The 13,992-nt window shown below is 63.8% G+C and carries 18 protein-coding genes; all 18 read right to left on the minus strand.

Annotated features, from left to right (window positions below):
- Window position 1: 1 nt before the first annotated feature.
- Window positions 2–370, minus strand: coding sequence for a 50S ribosomal protein L14 (gene rplN, locus D3876_RS19610; RefSeq protein ID WP_119765380.1), 369 nt, complete (start codon window positions 368–370; stop codon window positions 2–4).
- A 62-nt stretch (window positions 371–432) separates the two neighbouring features.
- Entirely contained in the window at window positions 433–696 is a 264-nt protein-coding gene (rpsQ, locus tag D3876_RS19615) for a 30S ribosomal protein S17 (protein ID WP_119765382.1), read from the minus strand.
- Window positions 697–706: 10 nt separating this feature from the next.
- Complete coding sequence (gene rpmC, locus D3876_RS19620) at window positions 707–916, minus strand: 50S ribosomal protein L29 (RefSeq protein WP_119765384.1); 210 nt, start codon at window positions 914–916, stop codon at window positions 707–709.
- Window positions 917–927: 11 nt separating this feature from the next.
- Complete coding sequence (gene rplP, locus D3876_RS19625; protein ID WP_119765386.1) at window positions 928–1,350, minus strand: 50S ribosomal protein L16; 423 nt, start codon at window positions 1,348–1,350, stop codon at window positions 928–930.
- A gap of 61 nt (window positions 1,351–1,411) precedes the next feature.
- Window positions 1,412–2,107, minus strand: coding sequence for a 30S ribosomal protein S3 (gene rpsC / locus D3876_RS19630; RefSeq protein WP_119765388.1), 696 nt, complete (start codon window positions 2,105–2,107; stop codon window positions 1,412–1,414).
- Window positions 2,107–2,484 (minus strand): 50S ribosomal protein L22, encoded by a 378-nt coding sequence (rplV, locus tag D3876_RS19635; protein WP_119765390.1) that lies wholly within the window; start codon window positions 2,482–2,484, stop codon window positions 2,107–2,109. Before rplV ends, rpsC begins: the two co-directional genes overlap by 1 nt.
- A complete protein-coding gene (rpsS, locus tag D3876_RS19640) occupies window positions 2,484–2,759 on the minus strand; it encodes a 30S ribosomal protein S19 (protein WP_119765392.1) in 276 nt (91 codons plus the stop codon). The genes rplV and rpsS overlap by 1 nt, the downstream gene beginning before the upstream one ends.
- 3 nt (window positions 2,760–2,762) lie before the next feature.
- Complete coding sequence (rplB, locus tag D3876_RS19645; RefSeq protein WP_119765394.1) at window positions 2,763–3,599, minus strand: 50S ribosomal protein L2; 837 nt, start codon at window positions 3,597–3,599, stop codon at window positions 2,763–2,765.
- A 10-nt stretch (window positions 3,600–3,609) separates the two neighbouring features.
- Window positions 3,610–3,924: a 50S ribosomal protein L23 gene (locus D3876_RS19650; RefSeq protein ID WP_119765396.1), complete on the minus strand. Its 315-nt coding sequence runs from the start codon at window positions 3,922–3,924 to the stop codon at window positions 3,610–3,612.
- Window positions 3,917–4,543 carry a 50S ribosomal protein L4 gene (gene rplD / locus D3876_RS19655; RefSeq protein ID WP_119765398.1) on the minus strand — a complete coding sequence of 209 codons (627 nt, stop codon included), beginning with the start codon at window positions 4,541–4,543 and terminating at the stop codon, window positions 3,917–3,919. The genes D3876_RS19650 and rplD overlap by 8 nt, the downstream gene beginning before the upstream one ends.
- Window positions 4,544–4,545: 2 nt before the next feature.
- The gene (gene rplC, locus D3876_RS19660; protein ID WP_119765400.1) at window positions 4,546–5,307 is read right to left on the minus strand and encodes a 50S ribosomal protein L3; all 762 of its coding nucleotides are present in this window, start codon (window positions 5,305–5,307) and stop codon (window positions 4,546–4,548) included.
- Window positions 5,308–5,465: 158 nt separating this feature from the next.
- The gene (gene rpsJ, locus D3876_RS19665) at window positions 5,466–5,777 is read right to left on the minus strand and encodes a 30S ribosomal protein S10 (RefSeq protein ID WP_014077880.1); all 312 of its coding nucleotides are present in this window, start codon (window positions 5,775–5,777) and stop codon (window positions 5,466–5,468) included.
- Between the two features lie 118 nt (window positions 5,778–5,895).
- The gene (gene tuf / locus D3876_RS19670; RefSeq protein WP_119765402.1) at window positions 5,896–7,086 is read right to left on the minus strand and encodes an elongation factor Tu; all 1,191 of its coding nucleotides are present in this window, start codon (window positions 7,084–7,086) and stop codon (window positions 5,896–5,898) included.
- Window positions 7,087–7,136: 50 nt separating this feature from the next.
- On the minus strand, window positions 7,137–9,233 hold the full coding sequence (gene fusA / locus D3876_RS19675; protein WP_119765757.1) for an elongation factor G: 2,097 nt from the start codon (window positions 9,231–9,233) through the stop codon (window positions 7,137–7,139).
- A gap of 57 nt (window positions 9,234–9,290) precedes the next feature.
- Complete coding sequence (rpsG, locus tag D3876_RS19680) at window positions 9,291–9,761, minus strand: 30S ribosomal protein S7 (RefSeq protein WP_119765404.1); 471 nt, start codon at window positions 9,759–9,761, stop codon at window positions 9,291–9,293.
- Between the two features lie 15 nt (window positions 9,762–9,776).
- Window positions 9,777–10,148: a 30S ribosomal protein S12 gene (rpsL, locus tag D3876_RS19685; RefSeq protein ID WP_119765406.1), complete on the minus strand. Its 372-nt coding sequence runs from the start codon at window positions 10,146–10,148 to the stop codon at window positions 9,777–9,779.
- A gap of 255 nt (window positions 10,149–10,403) precedes the next feature.
- Window positions 10,404–11,690 (minus strand): Na+/H+ antiporter NhaA, encoded by a 1,287-nt coding sequence (gene nhaA, locus D3876_RS19690; RefSeq protein ID WP_119765759.1) that lies wholly within the window; start codon window positions 11,688–11,690, stop codon window positions 10,404–10,406.
- Between the two features lie 69 nt (window positions 11,691–11,759).
- Window positions 11,760–13,895: a penicillin-binding protein 1C gene (pbpC, locus tag D3876_RS19695; protein ID WP_119765761.1), complete on the minus strand. Its 2,136-nt coding sequence runs from the start codon at window positions 13,893–13,895 to the stop codon at window positions 11,760–11,762.
- Window positions 13,896–13,992: the final 97 nt, after the last annotated feature.

Below are 13,992 nucleotides of genomic sequence, written 5' to 3' on the forward strand. Positions count from 1 at the left end.
GTTAGAGCACCTCCGGCGCAAGGCTGATGATCTTCATGAAGTTCTTGGCGCGCAGCTCGCGAACGACGGGGCCAAAGATACGGGTGCCGATCGGCTCCTCGTTCTTGTTGACCAGCACCGCGGCATTGCCGTCGAACCGGATCACCGAACCATCGGGACGGTGAATGTCCTTGGCGGTGCGAACGATGACGGCGCGGTGCACGTCGCCCTTCTTCACCTTGCCGCGCGGCGCCGCTTCCTTCACGGAAACGACGATCACGTCGCCCACGCCCGCGGTGCGGCGCTTGGAGCCACCGAGCACCTTGATGCACTGGACGCGCTTGGCGCCGCTGTTGTCAGCGACGTCAAGATTTGACTGCATCTGGATCATAGATCCGCTTCCTTCTTACCTGGCTTTCCGGGATGCCCCGGGAGTTCCGTTGTAAAACTAGTTCAGCCCGCGGTTGCCGGCGTAGCGTGGGTGTCCACGCGCTCGACGACCTTCCACGTCTTCAGCTTGGAGATCGGTGCGGTCTCCTCGATGCGGACGGTCTCGCCTTCGCGATACTCGTTCGCCTCGTCATGGGCGTGGTACTTCTTCGACCGCTTGATGATCTTGCCATAGAGCGGGTGCTTCACCCGGCGCTCTACCTTCACCACCACGGTTTTGTCGGTCTTGTCGGAAACGATCGTTCCGGTCAGCACGCGCTTGGGCATGATATATTCCTTAAACCTTTGCCGCAGCGTCGCGCGCACGCGCGGTCTGGAGCGTCTTGATCTGGGCGATGGTGCGGCGCACCACGCGCATCCGCGACGGCTTCTCGAGCTGGTTGGTCGCAGCCTGGAAGCGCAGGTTGAACTGCTCGCGCTTCAGCTCGCCCAGTTGCTCGCTAAGCTGGTCGTCGGTTTTCACCTTGAGATCGTCTTTCTTGGCCATCTCGCTATTCCTCAGTGCATCGATTCGCCAAGGCGGGCGACCACCTTGGTCTTGATCGGCAGCTTCTCCATCGCACGCTCGAAAGCGACGCGGGCGAGCGGGCCGGGGACGCCGTCCAGCTCGAACAGGATGCGGCCGGGCTTTACGCGGGCGGCCCAATATTCGTTGGAGCCCTTACCCTTACCCTGACGGACTTCGGCGGGCTTCTTCGAAACCGGCACGTCGGGGAACACGCGGATCCACAAACGGCCCTGACGGCGGATGTGGCGGGTGATCGCGCGGCGGGCCGCTTCGATCTGGCGCGCGGTGATCCGGTCGGGCTCGAGAGCCTTGAGGCCGAACGAACCGAAGTTCAGCTCGGTGCCGCCCTTGGCGTCGCCGTGGATGCGGCCCTTGAACGCCTTGCGGAACTTGGTCTTCTTGGGTTGCAGCATTGTTTTCGCCTTCTGACACCGATTGTCGGTCGATCAGGCCGTGCTGGTAGGCTTTAAAGCCTTACCGCGCGGGCCGGACCCCCGAGGTTTGTGCTTCCATCATAAGCCGGTCCTGGGCCATCGGATCGTGGCCAAGGATTTCACCCTTGAAGATCCAGACCTTGACGCCGCACACACCGTAAGCGGTGTGGGCTTCGGCTTCCGCATAGTCGACGTTTGCACGCAGCGTATGCAGCGGCACACGGCCTTCGCGATACCATTCGACGCGCGCGATCTCGGCGCCGCCGAGACGGCCGCCGCAGGTGATCCGGATGCCTTCGGCACCCAGACGCAGCGCCGACTGCACCGCGCGCTTCATCGCACGGCGGAATGCCACGCGGCGCTCGAGCTGATCGGCAACCGACTGCGCGACAAGCTTGGAGTCGATCTCGGGCTTGCGGATCTCGACGATGTTGAGCGAAACATCGCTCGACGTCATCGACGCCAGCTTCTTGCGAAGCTTCTCGATGTCCGCACCCTTCTTGCCGATGATCACGCCGGGGCGTGCGGCAAAGATCGATACGCGGCACAGCTTGGCCGGACGCTCGATCACCACCTTCGAGATCGCTGCCTGGGGCAGCTCCTTCATGATGAACTTGCGGATCTTCAGATCCTCAAGAAGCAGCCGGCCATAGTCGGCGCCTTCGGCGAACCAGCGGCTGTCCCAGGTGCGGTTGATCTGGAGACGGAGCCCGATCGGATTGCTCTTGTGACCCATTATGCTTCTTCCTGCTCACGAACCACGATGCGTACGCGGCTGAAGGGCTTCTCGATGCGCGTCGAACGGCCGCGCGCACGGGCGGCGAAACGCTTCATCGTGATGCTCTTGCCCACGCTCGCTTCGGCGACGACCAGTGCGTCGACGTCGAGGTTGTGGTTGTTCTCGGCATTGGCGATCGCGCTTGCGAGCACCTTGCGGACGTCGACGGCCATCGCCTTCTTCGAGAAGGCGAGGATGTTCAGCGCGTCGCCGACCTTCTTGTTGCGGATAAGCGCCGCAACGAGATTCAGCTTCTGCGCCGAGCCGCGGACATTGGTGTTGACCGCGAGCGCTTCCTTCTCGCCGACCTTGCGGGGGGCTGCCTGCTTGCTCATTAGCGCTTACCCTTCTTGTCGGCGGCGTGGCCGGGGAAGTAGCGCGTGGGCGCGAACTCACCGAGCTTCATGCCGACCATGTCTTCGTTCACCGAAACGGGAACGAACTTGCGGCCGTTGTAGACGTTGAAGGTCAGCCCGACGAACTGCGGCAGGATGGTGGAGCGACGCGACCAGGTCTTGATCGGCGCGCGGCCACCCGATTCCTGTGCGGTCTCGGCTTTCTTCAGGAGGTGCAGGTCGACGAACGGACCTTTCCAGACGGAACGGGCCATGGTTTACCTCTTCTTCTTCGCGTGACGCGAACGGATGATCATCTTGTCCGTCGCCTTGTTGTGACGGGTGCGCGCACCCTTGGTCGGCTTGCCCCAGGGCGTGACCGGATGACGCCCCCCCGAGGTCCGGCCTTCACCACCGCCGTGCGGGTGGTCGACCGGGTTCTTCGCGACGCCGCGGGTCAGCGGGCGCTTGCCCAGCCAACGGTTGCGGCCCGCCTTGGCGAGGTTCTGGTTCGAGTTGTCGGGGTTCGAAACCGCGCCAACCGTACCCATGCACTCGCCGCGAATGTAGCGCTGTTCGCCCGAGTTCAGGCGAACGATCACGAGGCCACGATCACGACCGACGACCTGCACATAGGTGCCTGCCGAACGGGCGATCTGACCACCCTTGCCCGGCTTCATCTCCACATTGTGGACGATGGTGCCGACGGGCATCTGGCCCAGCTCCATGGCGTTGCCCGGCTTCACGTCGGTCTTCTTGCCGGCGACGACGGTGTCGCCAACGCCCAGACGCTGCGGCGCCAGGATGTAGGCCAGCTCGCCGTCGGGATACTTGACCAGCGCGATGAACGCGGTGCGGTTGGGGTCGTACTCGATCCGCTCGACGGTCGCGGGCTGATCCCATTTGCGACGCTTGAAGTCGATGATGCGGTACTTCTGCTTGTGGCCGCCGGCGATACCGCGCGACGTCACATGCCCCTTGTTGTTGCGGCCACCGGTCTTCTTCTTGCCTTCGGTCAGCGCCTTGACGGGCCGGCCCTTGAAGAGACCCGAACGGTCGACGAGGATCAGGCCGCGGCGGGCCGGGCTCGTCGGGTTATATTGCTTGAGTGCCATCGTTTGCGCCTCAAATACCGGTGGTGACGTCGATGGACTGGCCGTCAGCCAGCGTCACGATCGCCTTCTTCACATCCGAGCGCGTGTAGGGCTTGCCCTTCCAGCGCTTCGTCTTGCCCTTCTGGACCAGCGTGTTCACGCCGGTGACCTTGACGTCGAAGAGCGCCTCGACTGCCGCCTTGATCTGCGGCTTCGTGGCGGTGCCCGCTACCTTGAACACAACGGCGTTGTGCTCGGAAAGGAGCGTCGACTTCTCGGTGATGTGCGGAGCGACGACGACGTCATAATGACGGTTGTCGATCGCGGCTGCCTGTTTCTTAGCCATTGAACCGGGCCTCCAGCTTTTCGACAGCGGCGCGCGTCAGCACCAGCGTGTCAGCTTTAAGAATGTCATAGACGTTCGCGCCGATCGCCGGGAGCACGTTGATCGCGTGCAGGTTGGCCGATGCCAGCGCGAAGCTCTGCTCGACGGTGTCGCCGTCGATGACGAGCGCGGTCTTGCCGAAGCCCAGCTTCGCCAGATCGGCCGCAAGCGCCTTGGTCTTGCCGTCCTTCACCGTCAGGCTTTCCATGACGATGAGCTGGCCGGCCTTCGCCTTGGACGAAAGCGCCATCTTCAGGCCGAGCGTGCGAACCTTCTTGTTCAGCGAAGGGTTGAAGTCGCGAACGCGCGCGCCGTGAGCCTTACCACCGCCGATGAAAATCGGTGCGCGGCGATCGCCGTGACGAGCGGTACCGCCGCCCTTCTGGCGACCGAACTTCTTGCCGGTGCGTGCGACATCCGAACGCTCGCGGGTGGCGCGGGCGGTGCCGCGGCGCTTCTCGAGCTGCCAGGTGACGACGCGGTGCAGAATGTCTGCACGCGGCTCAAGGCCGAAGATCTCGTCGTTGAGATCGATATCGCCCTTGCCCTTGGCGTCGAGGGTCTGAACCTTGACCTTCATGATCAGCCCTCCTGGCCTTCGACGGCTTCGACCGGAGCCTCGGCTTCAGCCGGGGTATCCGCGGGAGCGGCGTCATTGTTGGAATTGGCGGCCTGCTTCAGGCCGGCGGGATAGGGAGCGTCGGCATGGCGCGGCACCTTGACCGCGTCCTTGACGAACAGCCAGGCGCCCTTGGAACCGGGCACCGAACCCTTGACGAACAGAAGGCCGCGCTCGACGTCGGTCTGCACGATCTCGAGGTTCTGCTGGGTGCGCTGACGGTCGCCCATGTGGCCGGCCATCTTCTTGTTCTTGAACACGCGGCCCGGATCCTGACGGTTACCCGTCGAACCGTGCGCACGGTGGCTGATCGACACACCGTGGGTGGCGCGCATGCCTCCGAAGCCCCAGCGCTTCATCGCGCCCGCAAAACCCTTACCCTGGGTCTGGCCGGCGATGTCGACGAGCTGGCCGGGGACGAAATGGTCCGCCGAGATATAGGCGCCGACTTCGAGCAGCGCGTCTTCGGCAACGCGGAATTCCATCACGCGCGCCTTGGGCTCGACCTGGCTCTTGGCGAAATGGCCACGAACCGGCTTGGAAATATTTTTCGCTTTTGCGGAGCCCGCGCCAAGCTGGACAGCCACATAGCCATCGCGGTCCGCTTCGCGGCGCGCAACAACCTGGCAATCTTCCAGCGACAGGACGGTGACAGGCACGTGCTTGCCGTCGTCCTTGAACAGGCGGGTCATCCCCATTTTCTTAGCGATCACGCCAGTGCGCATGATCCGTGCTCCTTATACAGAGGCCCGCGGAACCATTTCCGGGGGCGTGTCAGCCCAATAATGTGATGCGTGCCCCGCCTGGGCTGATCCCTTTTTACGGGGAGAGCGGGGGACGCAGACCGCAGCAAGGCTGCGCGGTATCCCTTATATGTGCTGGCTCAGGCCAGCTTGATCTCTACGTTCACACCAGCGGCGAGGTCGAGCTTCATCAGCGCGTCGACGGTCTGCGGCGTGGGCTGCACGATGTCGAGCATGCGCTTGTAGGTGCGAACCTCGAACTGCTCCCGCGACTTCTTGTCGATGTGCGGGCCGCGGTTCACGGTGAACTTCTCAATGCGCGTCGGAAGAGGAATCGGACCGCGAATAAGAGCGCCGGTGCGGCGCGCCGTGTCGGCGATGTCGCCAGTTGCCTGATCAAGCACACGATGATCGAACGCCTTCAGGCGAATGCGGATATTCTGCGTTTCCATGTCCACTACCGATGCGAAAGAGCCAAACCCCGCCCGAAAGCGGGGAAAATACTGTTACTGATAAAAGGCGAGCCGCCCGATTCCCGTAGAGAGAATCGGGCGGCTGCGGAGCCCTATATTACTTTGTGATGTTCGCCACAACCCCTGCGCCGACGGTACGACCGCCTTCACGGATTGCGAAGCGAAGACCCTGGTCCATCGCGATCGGCGCGATGAGCTTGACCGACAGCGTGATGTTGTCGCCGGGCATCACCATCTCGGTGCCCTCGGGGAGGACGACCTCGCCGGTGACGTCGGTGGTGCGGAAGTAGAACTGCGGACGATAGTTCGCAAAGAACGGCGTGTGACGGCCGCCTTCTTCCTTCGACAGCACGTACACTTCGGCCGAGAAGTCGGTGTGCGGCGTGATCGTGCCGGGCTTGGCCAGAACCTGACCACGCTCGACTTCCTCACGGCCGACGCCGCGGATCAGCGCACCGACGTTATCGCCGGCCTGGCCCTGATCGAGCAGCTTGCGGAACATCTCGACGCCCGTGACGGTCGTCTTCTTGGTGTCCTTGATGCCGACGATCTCGACTTCCTCGCCAACCTTGACGATGCCGGTCTCGATGCGGCCGGTGACGACGGTGCCGCGACCCGAGATCGAGAACACGTCCTCGATCGGCATCAGGAAGGGCTTGTCGAGCGGACGCTCGGGCTGCGGGATGTAGGCGTCAACCTGACGCATCAGCTCGAGAACCGCGTCGTGGCCGATCGTCTTGTTCGAATCCTCGAGGGCGGCGAGAGCCGAACCCTTGACGATCGGAATGTCGTCGCCCGGGAAGTCGTACGACGACAGCAGCTCGCGGATTTCGAGCTCGACGAGCTCGAGGAGCTCTTCGTCATCGACCTGGTCGACCTTGTTCATGAACACGACAAGCGCAGGCACGCCGACCTGACGCGCAAGCAGGATGTGCTCGCGGGTCTGGGGCATCGGGCCGTCGGCAGCCGAAACGACGAGGATCGCGCCGTCCATCTGCGCCGCGCCGGTGATCATGTTCTTCACATAGTCGGCGTGGCCGGGGCAGTCGACGTGCGCATAGTGGCGCGCTTCGGTCTCGTACTCGACGTGCGCGGTCGAGATGGTGATGCCGCGCTCACGCTCTTCAGGCGCCTTGTCGATGTTGGCATAGTCGACGAAGGTTGCGCCGCCGGTTTCAGCGAGGACCTTCGTGATCGCCGCGGTGAGCGACGTCTTGCCATGGTCGACGTGACCGATGGTGCCGATGTTGCAGTGCGGTTTGGTCCGCTCAAACTTAGCTTTCGCCATTTATCTAACCCTCGTCTTTCTGTCCCAAGCTCAATTGGCTCAATTAAAAATCAGGCGAGCTTCGCCTTTACTTCCTCGGCGACGTTCGCCGGGACCTCGTCGTAATGCGAGAACTGCATGGTGTACTGCGCACGCCCCTGCGTGAACGAGCGGAGCTGGTTCACATAACCAAACATGTTGGCCAGGGGAACGAGTGCTTCAACCACCTGCGCGTTGCCGCGGCTGTCGGTGCCCTGAATCTGCCCGCGACGGGAGTTCATGTCACCGATAACATCGCCCAGATAATCCTCGGGCGTCACAACCTCAACCTTCATGATCGGCTCGAGCAGCTTGATGCCCGATTTCTGGGCCGCTTCGCGCATCGCGCCGCGGGCACAGATTTCGAACGCCAGCGCCGACGAGTCGACATCGTGGTATGCACCGTCGGTCAGGTGCACCTCGAAATCGATGATCGGGAAGCCGATCAGCGAACCCGACTCAGCAGTCTCGCGCATGCCCTTTTCGACCGACGGGATATATTCCTTGGGAATATTGCCGCCCTTGATCTCGTCAAAGAACTGGAAGCCCGAACCACGCTCGCCGGGGACCACGGTCACCTTGACGCGGCCGAACTGGCCCGAGCCGCCCGACTGCTTCTTGTGCGTGTAGTCGATGTCGACCTTCTTGCCGAGATATTCGCGATACGCCACCTGCGGCGCGCCGACATTGGCCTCGACCTTGAACTCGCGCTTCATGCGATCGACGATGATCTCGAGGTGGAGTTCGCCCATCCCCTTGATGATCGTCTGGCCGCTCTCGGCGTCCGAAGACACGCGGAACGACGGATCCTCGCGAGCGAGACGGTTGAGCGCGACGCCCATCTTCTCCTGGTCGGCCTTGGTCTTGGGCTCCACCGACAGCTCGATAACGGGCTCGGGGAACTCCATCCGCTCCAGGATGATCGGGGCATTCGCCGCGCACAGCGTATCGCCGGTCGTGGTGTCCTTCAGGCCCGCCAGAGCGACGATGTCGCCGGCATAGGCTTCCTGGATGTCCTCGCGGCTGTTGGCATGCATCAGCAGCATGCGGCCGACCTTTTCCTTCTTGTCCTTCACCGAATTGGTGACGGTCGAAGCGGCCTCCAGCTTGCCCGAATAGATGCGCGCGAACGTCAGCGTGCCGACGAACGGGTCGTTCATGATCTTGAACGCCAGCGCCGAGAACGGCGCATTGTCGTCCGACGGACGCTCGTCGGGGGTCTCGCCGTCGAGCTTGACGCCCTTGATCGCGGGAACGTCGAGCGGGCTCGGCAGATAGTCGACCACGGCGTCGAGCAGGGGCTGAACGCCCTTGTTCTTGAATGCCGAGCCGCACATCACGGGCACGAACGAGAAGTTCAGCGTGCCCTTGCGGATCAGCCTCTTGAGCGTCTTGCTGTCGGGCTCATTGCCTTCCAGATACGCTTCCATGACATCGTCGTCCTGCTCGACGGCCATTTCGATCAGCTCGGCACGCGCGGTCGCAGCGGCGTCCTTCAGGTCATCGGGGATGTCCTGATATTCGAACTTCGCGCCCAGCGATTCCTCGAGCCAGATGATCGCGCGGTTCTCGACGAGATCGACGAGACCCTTGAAACCACCCTCGATGCCGATGGGGAGATAGAGGACCGCGGGACGCGCGCCGAGGCGGTCCTTGATCATGTCGACGCAGCGCTCGAAGCTCGCGCCGGTGCGGTCGAGCTTGTTGACGAAGCACATCCGCGGAACCTTGTACTTCTCCGCCTGGCGCCACACCGTCTCCGACTGCGGCTCAACGCCGGCAACGCCGTCGAAGCACGCAACCGCACCGTCGAGCACGCGCAGCGAACGCTCGACTTCAATCGTGAAGTCGACGTGGCCGGGGGTGTCGATGATGTTGATCAGGTGCTCTTCGCCCTTGCCCTCTTCGGCGCGCCATTTGCACGTCGTTGCGGCGGACGTGATCGTGATCCCACGCTCCTGCTCCTGCTCCATCCAGTCCATCGTCGCGGTGCCTTCGTGCACTTCGCCGATCTTGTAGGACTTGCCGGTGTAATAGAGGATGCGCTCGGTCGTCGTGGTCTTGCCGGCGTCGATGTGCGCCATGATGCCGATATTGCGATAATTTTCGAGCGGATGGCTGCGGGCCATGATCATTTACTCCGATGCCGGGAACAGGGGCTCACCCCGTTCCCGACGATATGGGGATTACCAGCGATAATGCGAGAAGGCGCGGTTGGCTTCGGCCATGCGATGCGTGTCTTCACGCTTCTTGACCGCGTTGCCGCGATTGTTCGCTGCATCGAGCAGCTCGCCCGAAAGACGCGCCGACATGGTGTTTTCCGAACGCGCACGCGCGGCGGTGATCAGCCAGCGGATCGCAAGTGCCTGGGCACGCTCGACGCGCACCTCGACCGGCACCTGATAGGTCGCACCACCGACGCGGCGGCTGCGGACTTCGATGCCCGGCTTCACATTGTTCAGCGCTTCGTGGAAAACGCCGATCGGATCCTTCTTGGCTTTCGCCTCGACGGTTTCGAGCGCACCATAGACGATGCCTTCGGCGACGGCCTTCTTGCCGTCCAGCATGACGCTGTTCATGAATTTCGAAAGAACCTGATCACCGAAACGGGGGTCAGGCAGGATTTCCCGCTTCTCGGGACGACGACGACGAGCCATATCAGCTAAACCTTCTTACTTGGGACGCTTCGCGCCGTACTTCGAACGGCTCTGCTTGCGATCCTTGACGCCCTGCGTGTCGAGCACGCCGCGCAACACATGATAGCGAACACCGGGAAGGTCGCGTACGCGGCCGCCACGGATCAGCACCACCGAGTGCTCCTGGAGGTTGTGGCCTTCACCCGGAATATAGGTGATGACTTCGCGCTGGTTGGTCAGGCGAACCTTGGCCACCTTGCGAAGCGCCGAGTTCGGCTTTTTCGGGGTCGTCGTGTACACGCGGGTGCAAACGCCGCGCTTTTGCGGGTTCGCTTCCATTGCAGGGACCTTCGACTTGGCCTTCTGCGGGTCCCGACCCTTGCGGATCAGCTGATTGATCGTTGGCATGAAGCCTTCACCTTCTAAGTTACTTTGCCAAAGCCTATGACATTCAAAATGCAAAAAGGACCCCGGGCGCCAAACCGGCCCCCCAGGCCTTCACTCGCTTCAGCAATGTTCAAGCTCTATGTCTTGCCCTGCAACAGGACAGCGTCTGGACGGCGAATCCACCACCAGCCCGCAAGGCAGGGGCGGCCTATAGCGATGGAGTCGGATGCGGTCAACATGCGCGTTCAGCCGGATGTGCGCCGTGAACGCCGCGCCCTAACGAAGCGACGCGGCGCCCTGATCCTCGATGGTGTGAACGTCGCCGTCGCGGTCGATCTCGGAGGCCTGCGCAAGCTCCTCGCGCGCCTGGCTCGCGTGCTGCGGCACGAAGCGAAGCACGAGGAAACCGACGAGCGCCGATGCCACCGAACCCAACAGCACACCGATCTTGGCTTCCTCGATCAGCAGCGGATTTTCGGGAAAGGCCAGCGCACCGATGAACAGGCTCATGGTGAAGCCGATGCCGCACAGCATCGCGACGCCATAGATCTGGAGCCAGGTGGCGCCGCGCAGCTTGCTGGCGATGCCGAGCTTCACCGAGATCCAGATGCTCCCGAAGATTCCGATCTGCTTTCCGAAAAACAGGCCGGCCGCGATCCCGAGAGGGAGCGGTGCCAGGATGTGCTCCAGGCCCATGCCCTCAAGCGTCACACCCGCATTGGCGAAGCCGAAAAGCGGCACGATGAGATAGGCGACCCAGGGATGCAGCGCATGCTCCAGCCGGTGCAACGGCGATTCTTCGGAATCGGGGGCGCCCGGGGTCTTCACGATCGGAATCGTCATGGCAGCAAGCACCCCGGCGATCGTCGCATGCACACCCGAAAGCAGCACGGCGTACCAGAGCAGCATGAAGCCGATCAGATACGGCCATAGGGCGCGTACTCCGAGCCGGTTCATCGCGTACATCGCGCCGAGCACCAGCCCGGCGGCGATTACCGCCATGCCGGTGATGCTGGCGGTATAGGCGACCGCGATGATCGCGACCGCGCCCATGTCGTCGACGATGGCGACTGTCGTCAGGAAGAGCTTCAAAGAGGTCGGTGCCCGCGAACCGAGCAGCGCCAGAACGCCAATCGCAAAGGCGATGTCGGTGGCCGCCGGGATCGCCCAGCCGCGCCACAGCGTGGCGTCCCCGCTGGCGAACAACAGATAGATGCCTGCAGGCACGATCATGCCCGCGGCCGCAGCGATCACCGGGAGCCGGCGTTGCTTCCAGCTTGAAAGCCGGCCGTCGACAAATTCGCGTTTGATCTCGAGCCCGACGAGCAGGAAGAACACCGCCATCAGACCGTCATTGATCCACAGATGCGGCGTCATCGGCCCGAGCTTCGCGGCAAGCACGGGCCCCGTCTCGGTATGGAGGAGATGATGATAGCCATCGCGAAACACGCTGTTGGCGACGATCATCGCCAACGCCGCCGCCGCCATCAGGAAAATGCCGCCCGAAGCCTCGCTCTGGAGGAAATCGCGCAGCGCCGAACGCGCGCCTCGTCTTTGGGTCATCATGCTTCCCTTCCCCTACTCTGTAGGAAGGAAGATGCTGCAGGTTCAAGGAAAACAGGTCGGCGGCTTTCAGCGTACCGTAAAGATCAGGCTGTCGACGGGCTTCCCCGCGGGATCCTGCAGCAGCAGGCGATGCGCACCCGGCCCTGCGAGCACCAGCGGCTTTGCGTCCGCAGGCCCCAGATCGCGACGATCGAGCACAAGCCGATGACCTGCAACCTCGCCTGCGACGAGCACCGCCATGCGCTGGTGCGCCACCGGGATATCGGGATCGAGCGCATAGACGCTACCCGCGACCGGGCTGGTGATGCGCGGACGGCGCGCCGTGGCGGGCGCCGCTCCGACGAGCGTCTGGCCGGTGCCCGCAAGGAAATATTCCGCGCGCGGTGGCTCGATGCGGTCGGCGAAGATGATGCGGCGGCGTTCGATGCCGGGTGGCGCAGGCGGCGCCTTGCCCGGCCGATCGGCATGAAGCGCGCGCATCACGTCGCGCCACACGGGCGCGGCCCCGCTGGTGCCCGACACTGCGCGCATCGAATCGCCCTCGAGATTGCCGATCCAGACCGCAACGGTGTAGCGATCGGAAAAGCCGACGCACCAGTTGTCGCGCATCGCTTTCGAGGTTCCGGTCTTCACCGCGGCCCAGAAGGGCAGGCGCAGCGCGCTGTCGAGTCCGAATGCGAGGGCGCGCGCATCGGGATCCGCCAGCATGTCGGCGACGATCCAGCTCGCCTGCGGGCTGAACACCGCGCGCGCTGCGACGTGCGGATCGTCGGGCTTCAGGCGCAGCGGCGCCCAGCGCCCGCCCAGCGCAAGCGCACGATAGGCGGCCGCCTGCTCGAGCAATGTCACCTCGGCAGACCCCAAAGCGAGCGAGAAGCCGTAATATTGCCCGTCCTCGGTCAGTCCCCGATAACCGGCGTCCCAGAGGCGGTCGCGAAACGCGTCGACCCCGGTCAGCACGAGCGTCCGCACCGCGGGCACGTTGAGTGATCCGGCCAGCGCGCTGCGCACCGAAACCGGACCCTTGAAGTCGCGGTCATAATTCTGCGGCACGTAGAGCCCGGAGGCCGTGTCGAGCTGGACGGGACTGTCGTCGAGGATCGAGGCGGGGGTAAGATATCCGCGCTCGATCGCCTGCGCATAAAGAAAGGGCTTGAGCGTCGAGCCCGCCTGCCGGTAGCTGCCTGCGCCATCGACCTGCGCCGCTGTCGACGCGCCGCCAACGCCGCCGACATAAGCGAGCACGTCACCGCTCACATTGTCCACCACGACGACGGCGCCGTCGCGCGCGCGGTCGCTTCCGAGGCCACGCAACTGACGCCTCAGCGCGGCGACCGCGATCCGCTGGATGTGCATGTCGAGCGTGGTCTTCAGCTTCAACCCCGGCGCGGTCAGCAGCTTTTGCGACAGATGCGGCGCAAGCCCCGGGTCAAGCGCGAGCTGGCGCGCAGGCCCCAGCATGTCGGTGGCGCCTGCGCGCAGCGCCGGGCACTCATCGGACGTGCCAAGCGCGCAGGCGCGCCGCGCCAGCTCCCGTGGCTCCGCGCGCGGATCAGGTAGCAGCGCGGCGAGCAGCAGCGCATCGGTGCGCCCGAGCGCGTCGGGGGTTTTGCCGAACAGGCCAAGCGCCGCCGCGCCTATCCCCTGCGCCTCTCCGCGATAGCCCGCGAGGTTCAGATAGGCTTCGAGAATCTCGTCCTTGGACCACTGCTCCTCAAGCGCCATCGCCGCGCGCATCTGCCGCGCCTTGTCGCGCCAGCCGCGCGCGCCGGGTGCCGCGAGATCGGGGGCAAGAAACCCCGCGACCTGCATCGAGAGCGTGCTCGCACCCCGCGCGCGCTTTCCTTCGATGCGATCACGCAGCGAACCGAAAACCGCGAGCCAATCGACGCCGCCATGATCCGCGAAGCGTTTGTCCTCGGCCGCAACAAATGTCTCGCGCACGACCGGCGCTATCTGGGCGAGCGGGGCCCAATCCAGCCGCCGCGCCTCGAAATTGACGCGCAAGCTGTCGATCAGCGCACCGTCGCGATCGTAAAGCCACGCCTCGCTTGGCTGCCACCGTCCCTTCGCCATTGCATAGGACGGCAAGGGCGGCGGCACCGTCAGGAACCACAGCGCGCTGAACGCGAGGAAGGCGAGTGCGGCAGCAGCCAGTCCCGCCCTTGCCTTCCACGACCATCTGCGCCAGCCGTCGGACATGATCGTCATCCCGAACTTGTTTCAGGATCCATGAACACCGAACGAGCAGTTTCTGACACAACCGTGTTCATGGAGCCCGGATCAAGTCCGGGATGAC

It is taken from the genome of Sphingomonas cavernae (assembly GCF_003590775.1).
GTDB lineage: Bacteria > Pseudomonadota > Alphaproteobacteria > Sphingomonadales > Sphingomonadaceae > Sphingobium_A > Sphingobium_A cavernae.

Bases quoted from the DNA above. Each gene is read 5' to 3' on its own strand.
- rpsC (WP_119765388.1), bottom strand. From the start codon at position 2,107: ATGGGTCACAAGAGCAATCCGATCGGGCTCCGTCTCCAGATCAACCGC.
- pbpC (WP_119765761.1), bottom strand. From the start codon at position 13,895: ATGTCCGACGGCTGGCGCAGATGGTCGTGGAAGGCAAGGGCGGGACTG.
- rpsJ (WP_014077880.1), bottom strand. From the start codon at position 5,777: ATGGAAACGCAGAATATCCGCATTCGCCTGAAGGCGTTCGATCATCGT.
- rpsQ (WP_119765382.1), bottom strand. From the start codon at position 696: ATGCCCAAGCGCGTGCTGACCGGAACGATCGTTTCCGACAAGACCGAC.
- rplN (WP_119765380.1), bottom strand. From the start codon at position 370: ATGATCCAGATGCAGTCAAATCTTGACGTCGCTGACAACAGCGGCGCC.
- rplC (WP_119765400.1), bottom strand. From the start codon at position 5,307: ATGCGCACTGGCGTGATCGCTAAGAAAATGGGGATGACCCGCCTGTTC.
- rplP (WP_119765386.1), bottom strand. From the start codon at position 1,350: ATGCTGCAACCCAAGAAGACCAAGTTCCGCAAGGCGTTCAAGGGCCGC.
- rplD (WP_119765398.1), bottom strand. From the start codon at position 4,543: ATGAAGGTCAAGGTTCAGACCCTCGACGCCAAGGGCAAGGGCGATATC.
- rpmC (WP_119765384.1), bottom strand. From the start codon at position 916: ATGGCCAAGAAAGACGATCTCAAGGTGAAAACCGACGACCAGCTTAGC.
- rpsL (WP_119765406.1), bottom strand. From the start codon at position 10,148: ATGCCAACGATCAATCAGCTGATCCGCAAGGGTCGGGACCCGCAGAAG.
- rpsS (WP_119765392.1), bottom strand. From the start codon at position 2,759: ATGGCCCGTTCCGTCTGGAAAGGTCCGTTCGTCGACCTGCACCTCCTG.
- D3876_RS19650 (WP_119765396.1), bottom strand. From the start codon at position 3,924: ATGGCTAAGAAACAGGCAGCCGCGATCGACAACCGTCATTATGACGTC.
- rpsG (WP_119765404.1), bottom strand. From the start codon at position 9,761: ATGGCTCGTCGTCGTCGTCCCGAGAAGCGGGAAATCCTGCCTGACCCC.
- fusA (WP_119765757.1), bottom strand. From the start codon at position 9,233: ATGGCCCGCAGCCATCCGCTCGAAAATTATCGCAATATCGGCATCATG.
- rplB (WP_119765394.1), bottom strand. From the start codon at position 3,599: ATGGCACTCAAGCAATATAACCCGACGAGCCCGGCCCGCCGCGGCCTG.
- tuf (WP_119765402.1), bottom strand. From the start codon at position 7,086: ATGGCGAAAGCTAAGTTTGAGCGGACCAAACCGCACTGCAACATCGGC.
- nhaA (WP_119765759.1), bottom strand. From the start codon at position 11,690: ATGACCCAAAGACGAGGCGCGCGTTCGGCGCTGCGCGATTTCCTCCAG.
- rplV (WP_119765390.1), bottom strand. From the start codon at position 2,484: ATGAGCAAGCAGGCAGCCCCCCGCAAGGTCGGCGAGAAGGAAGCGCTC.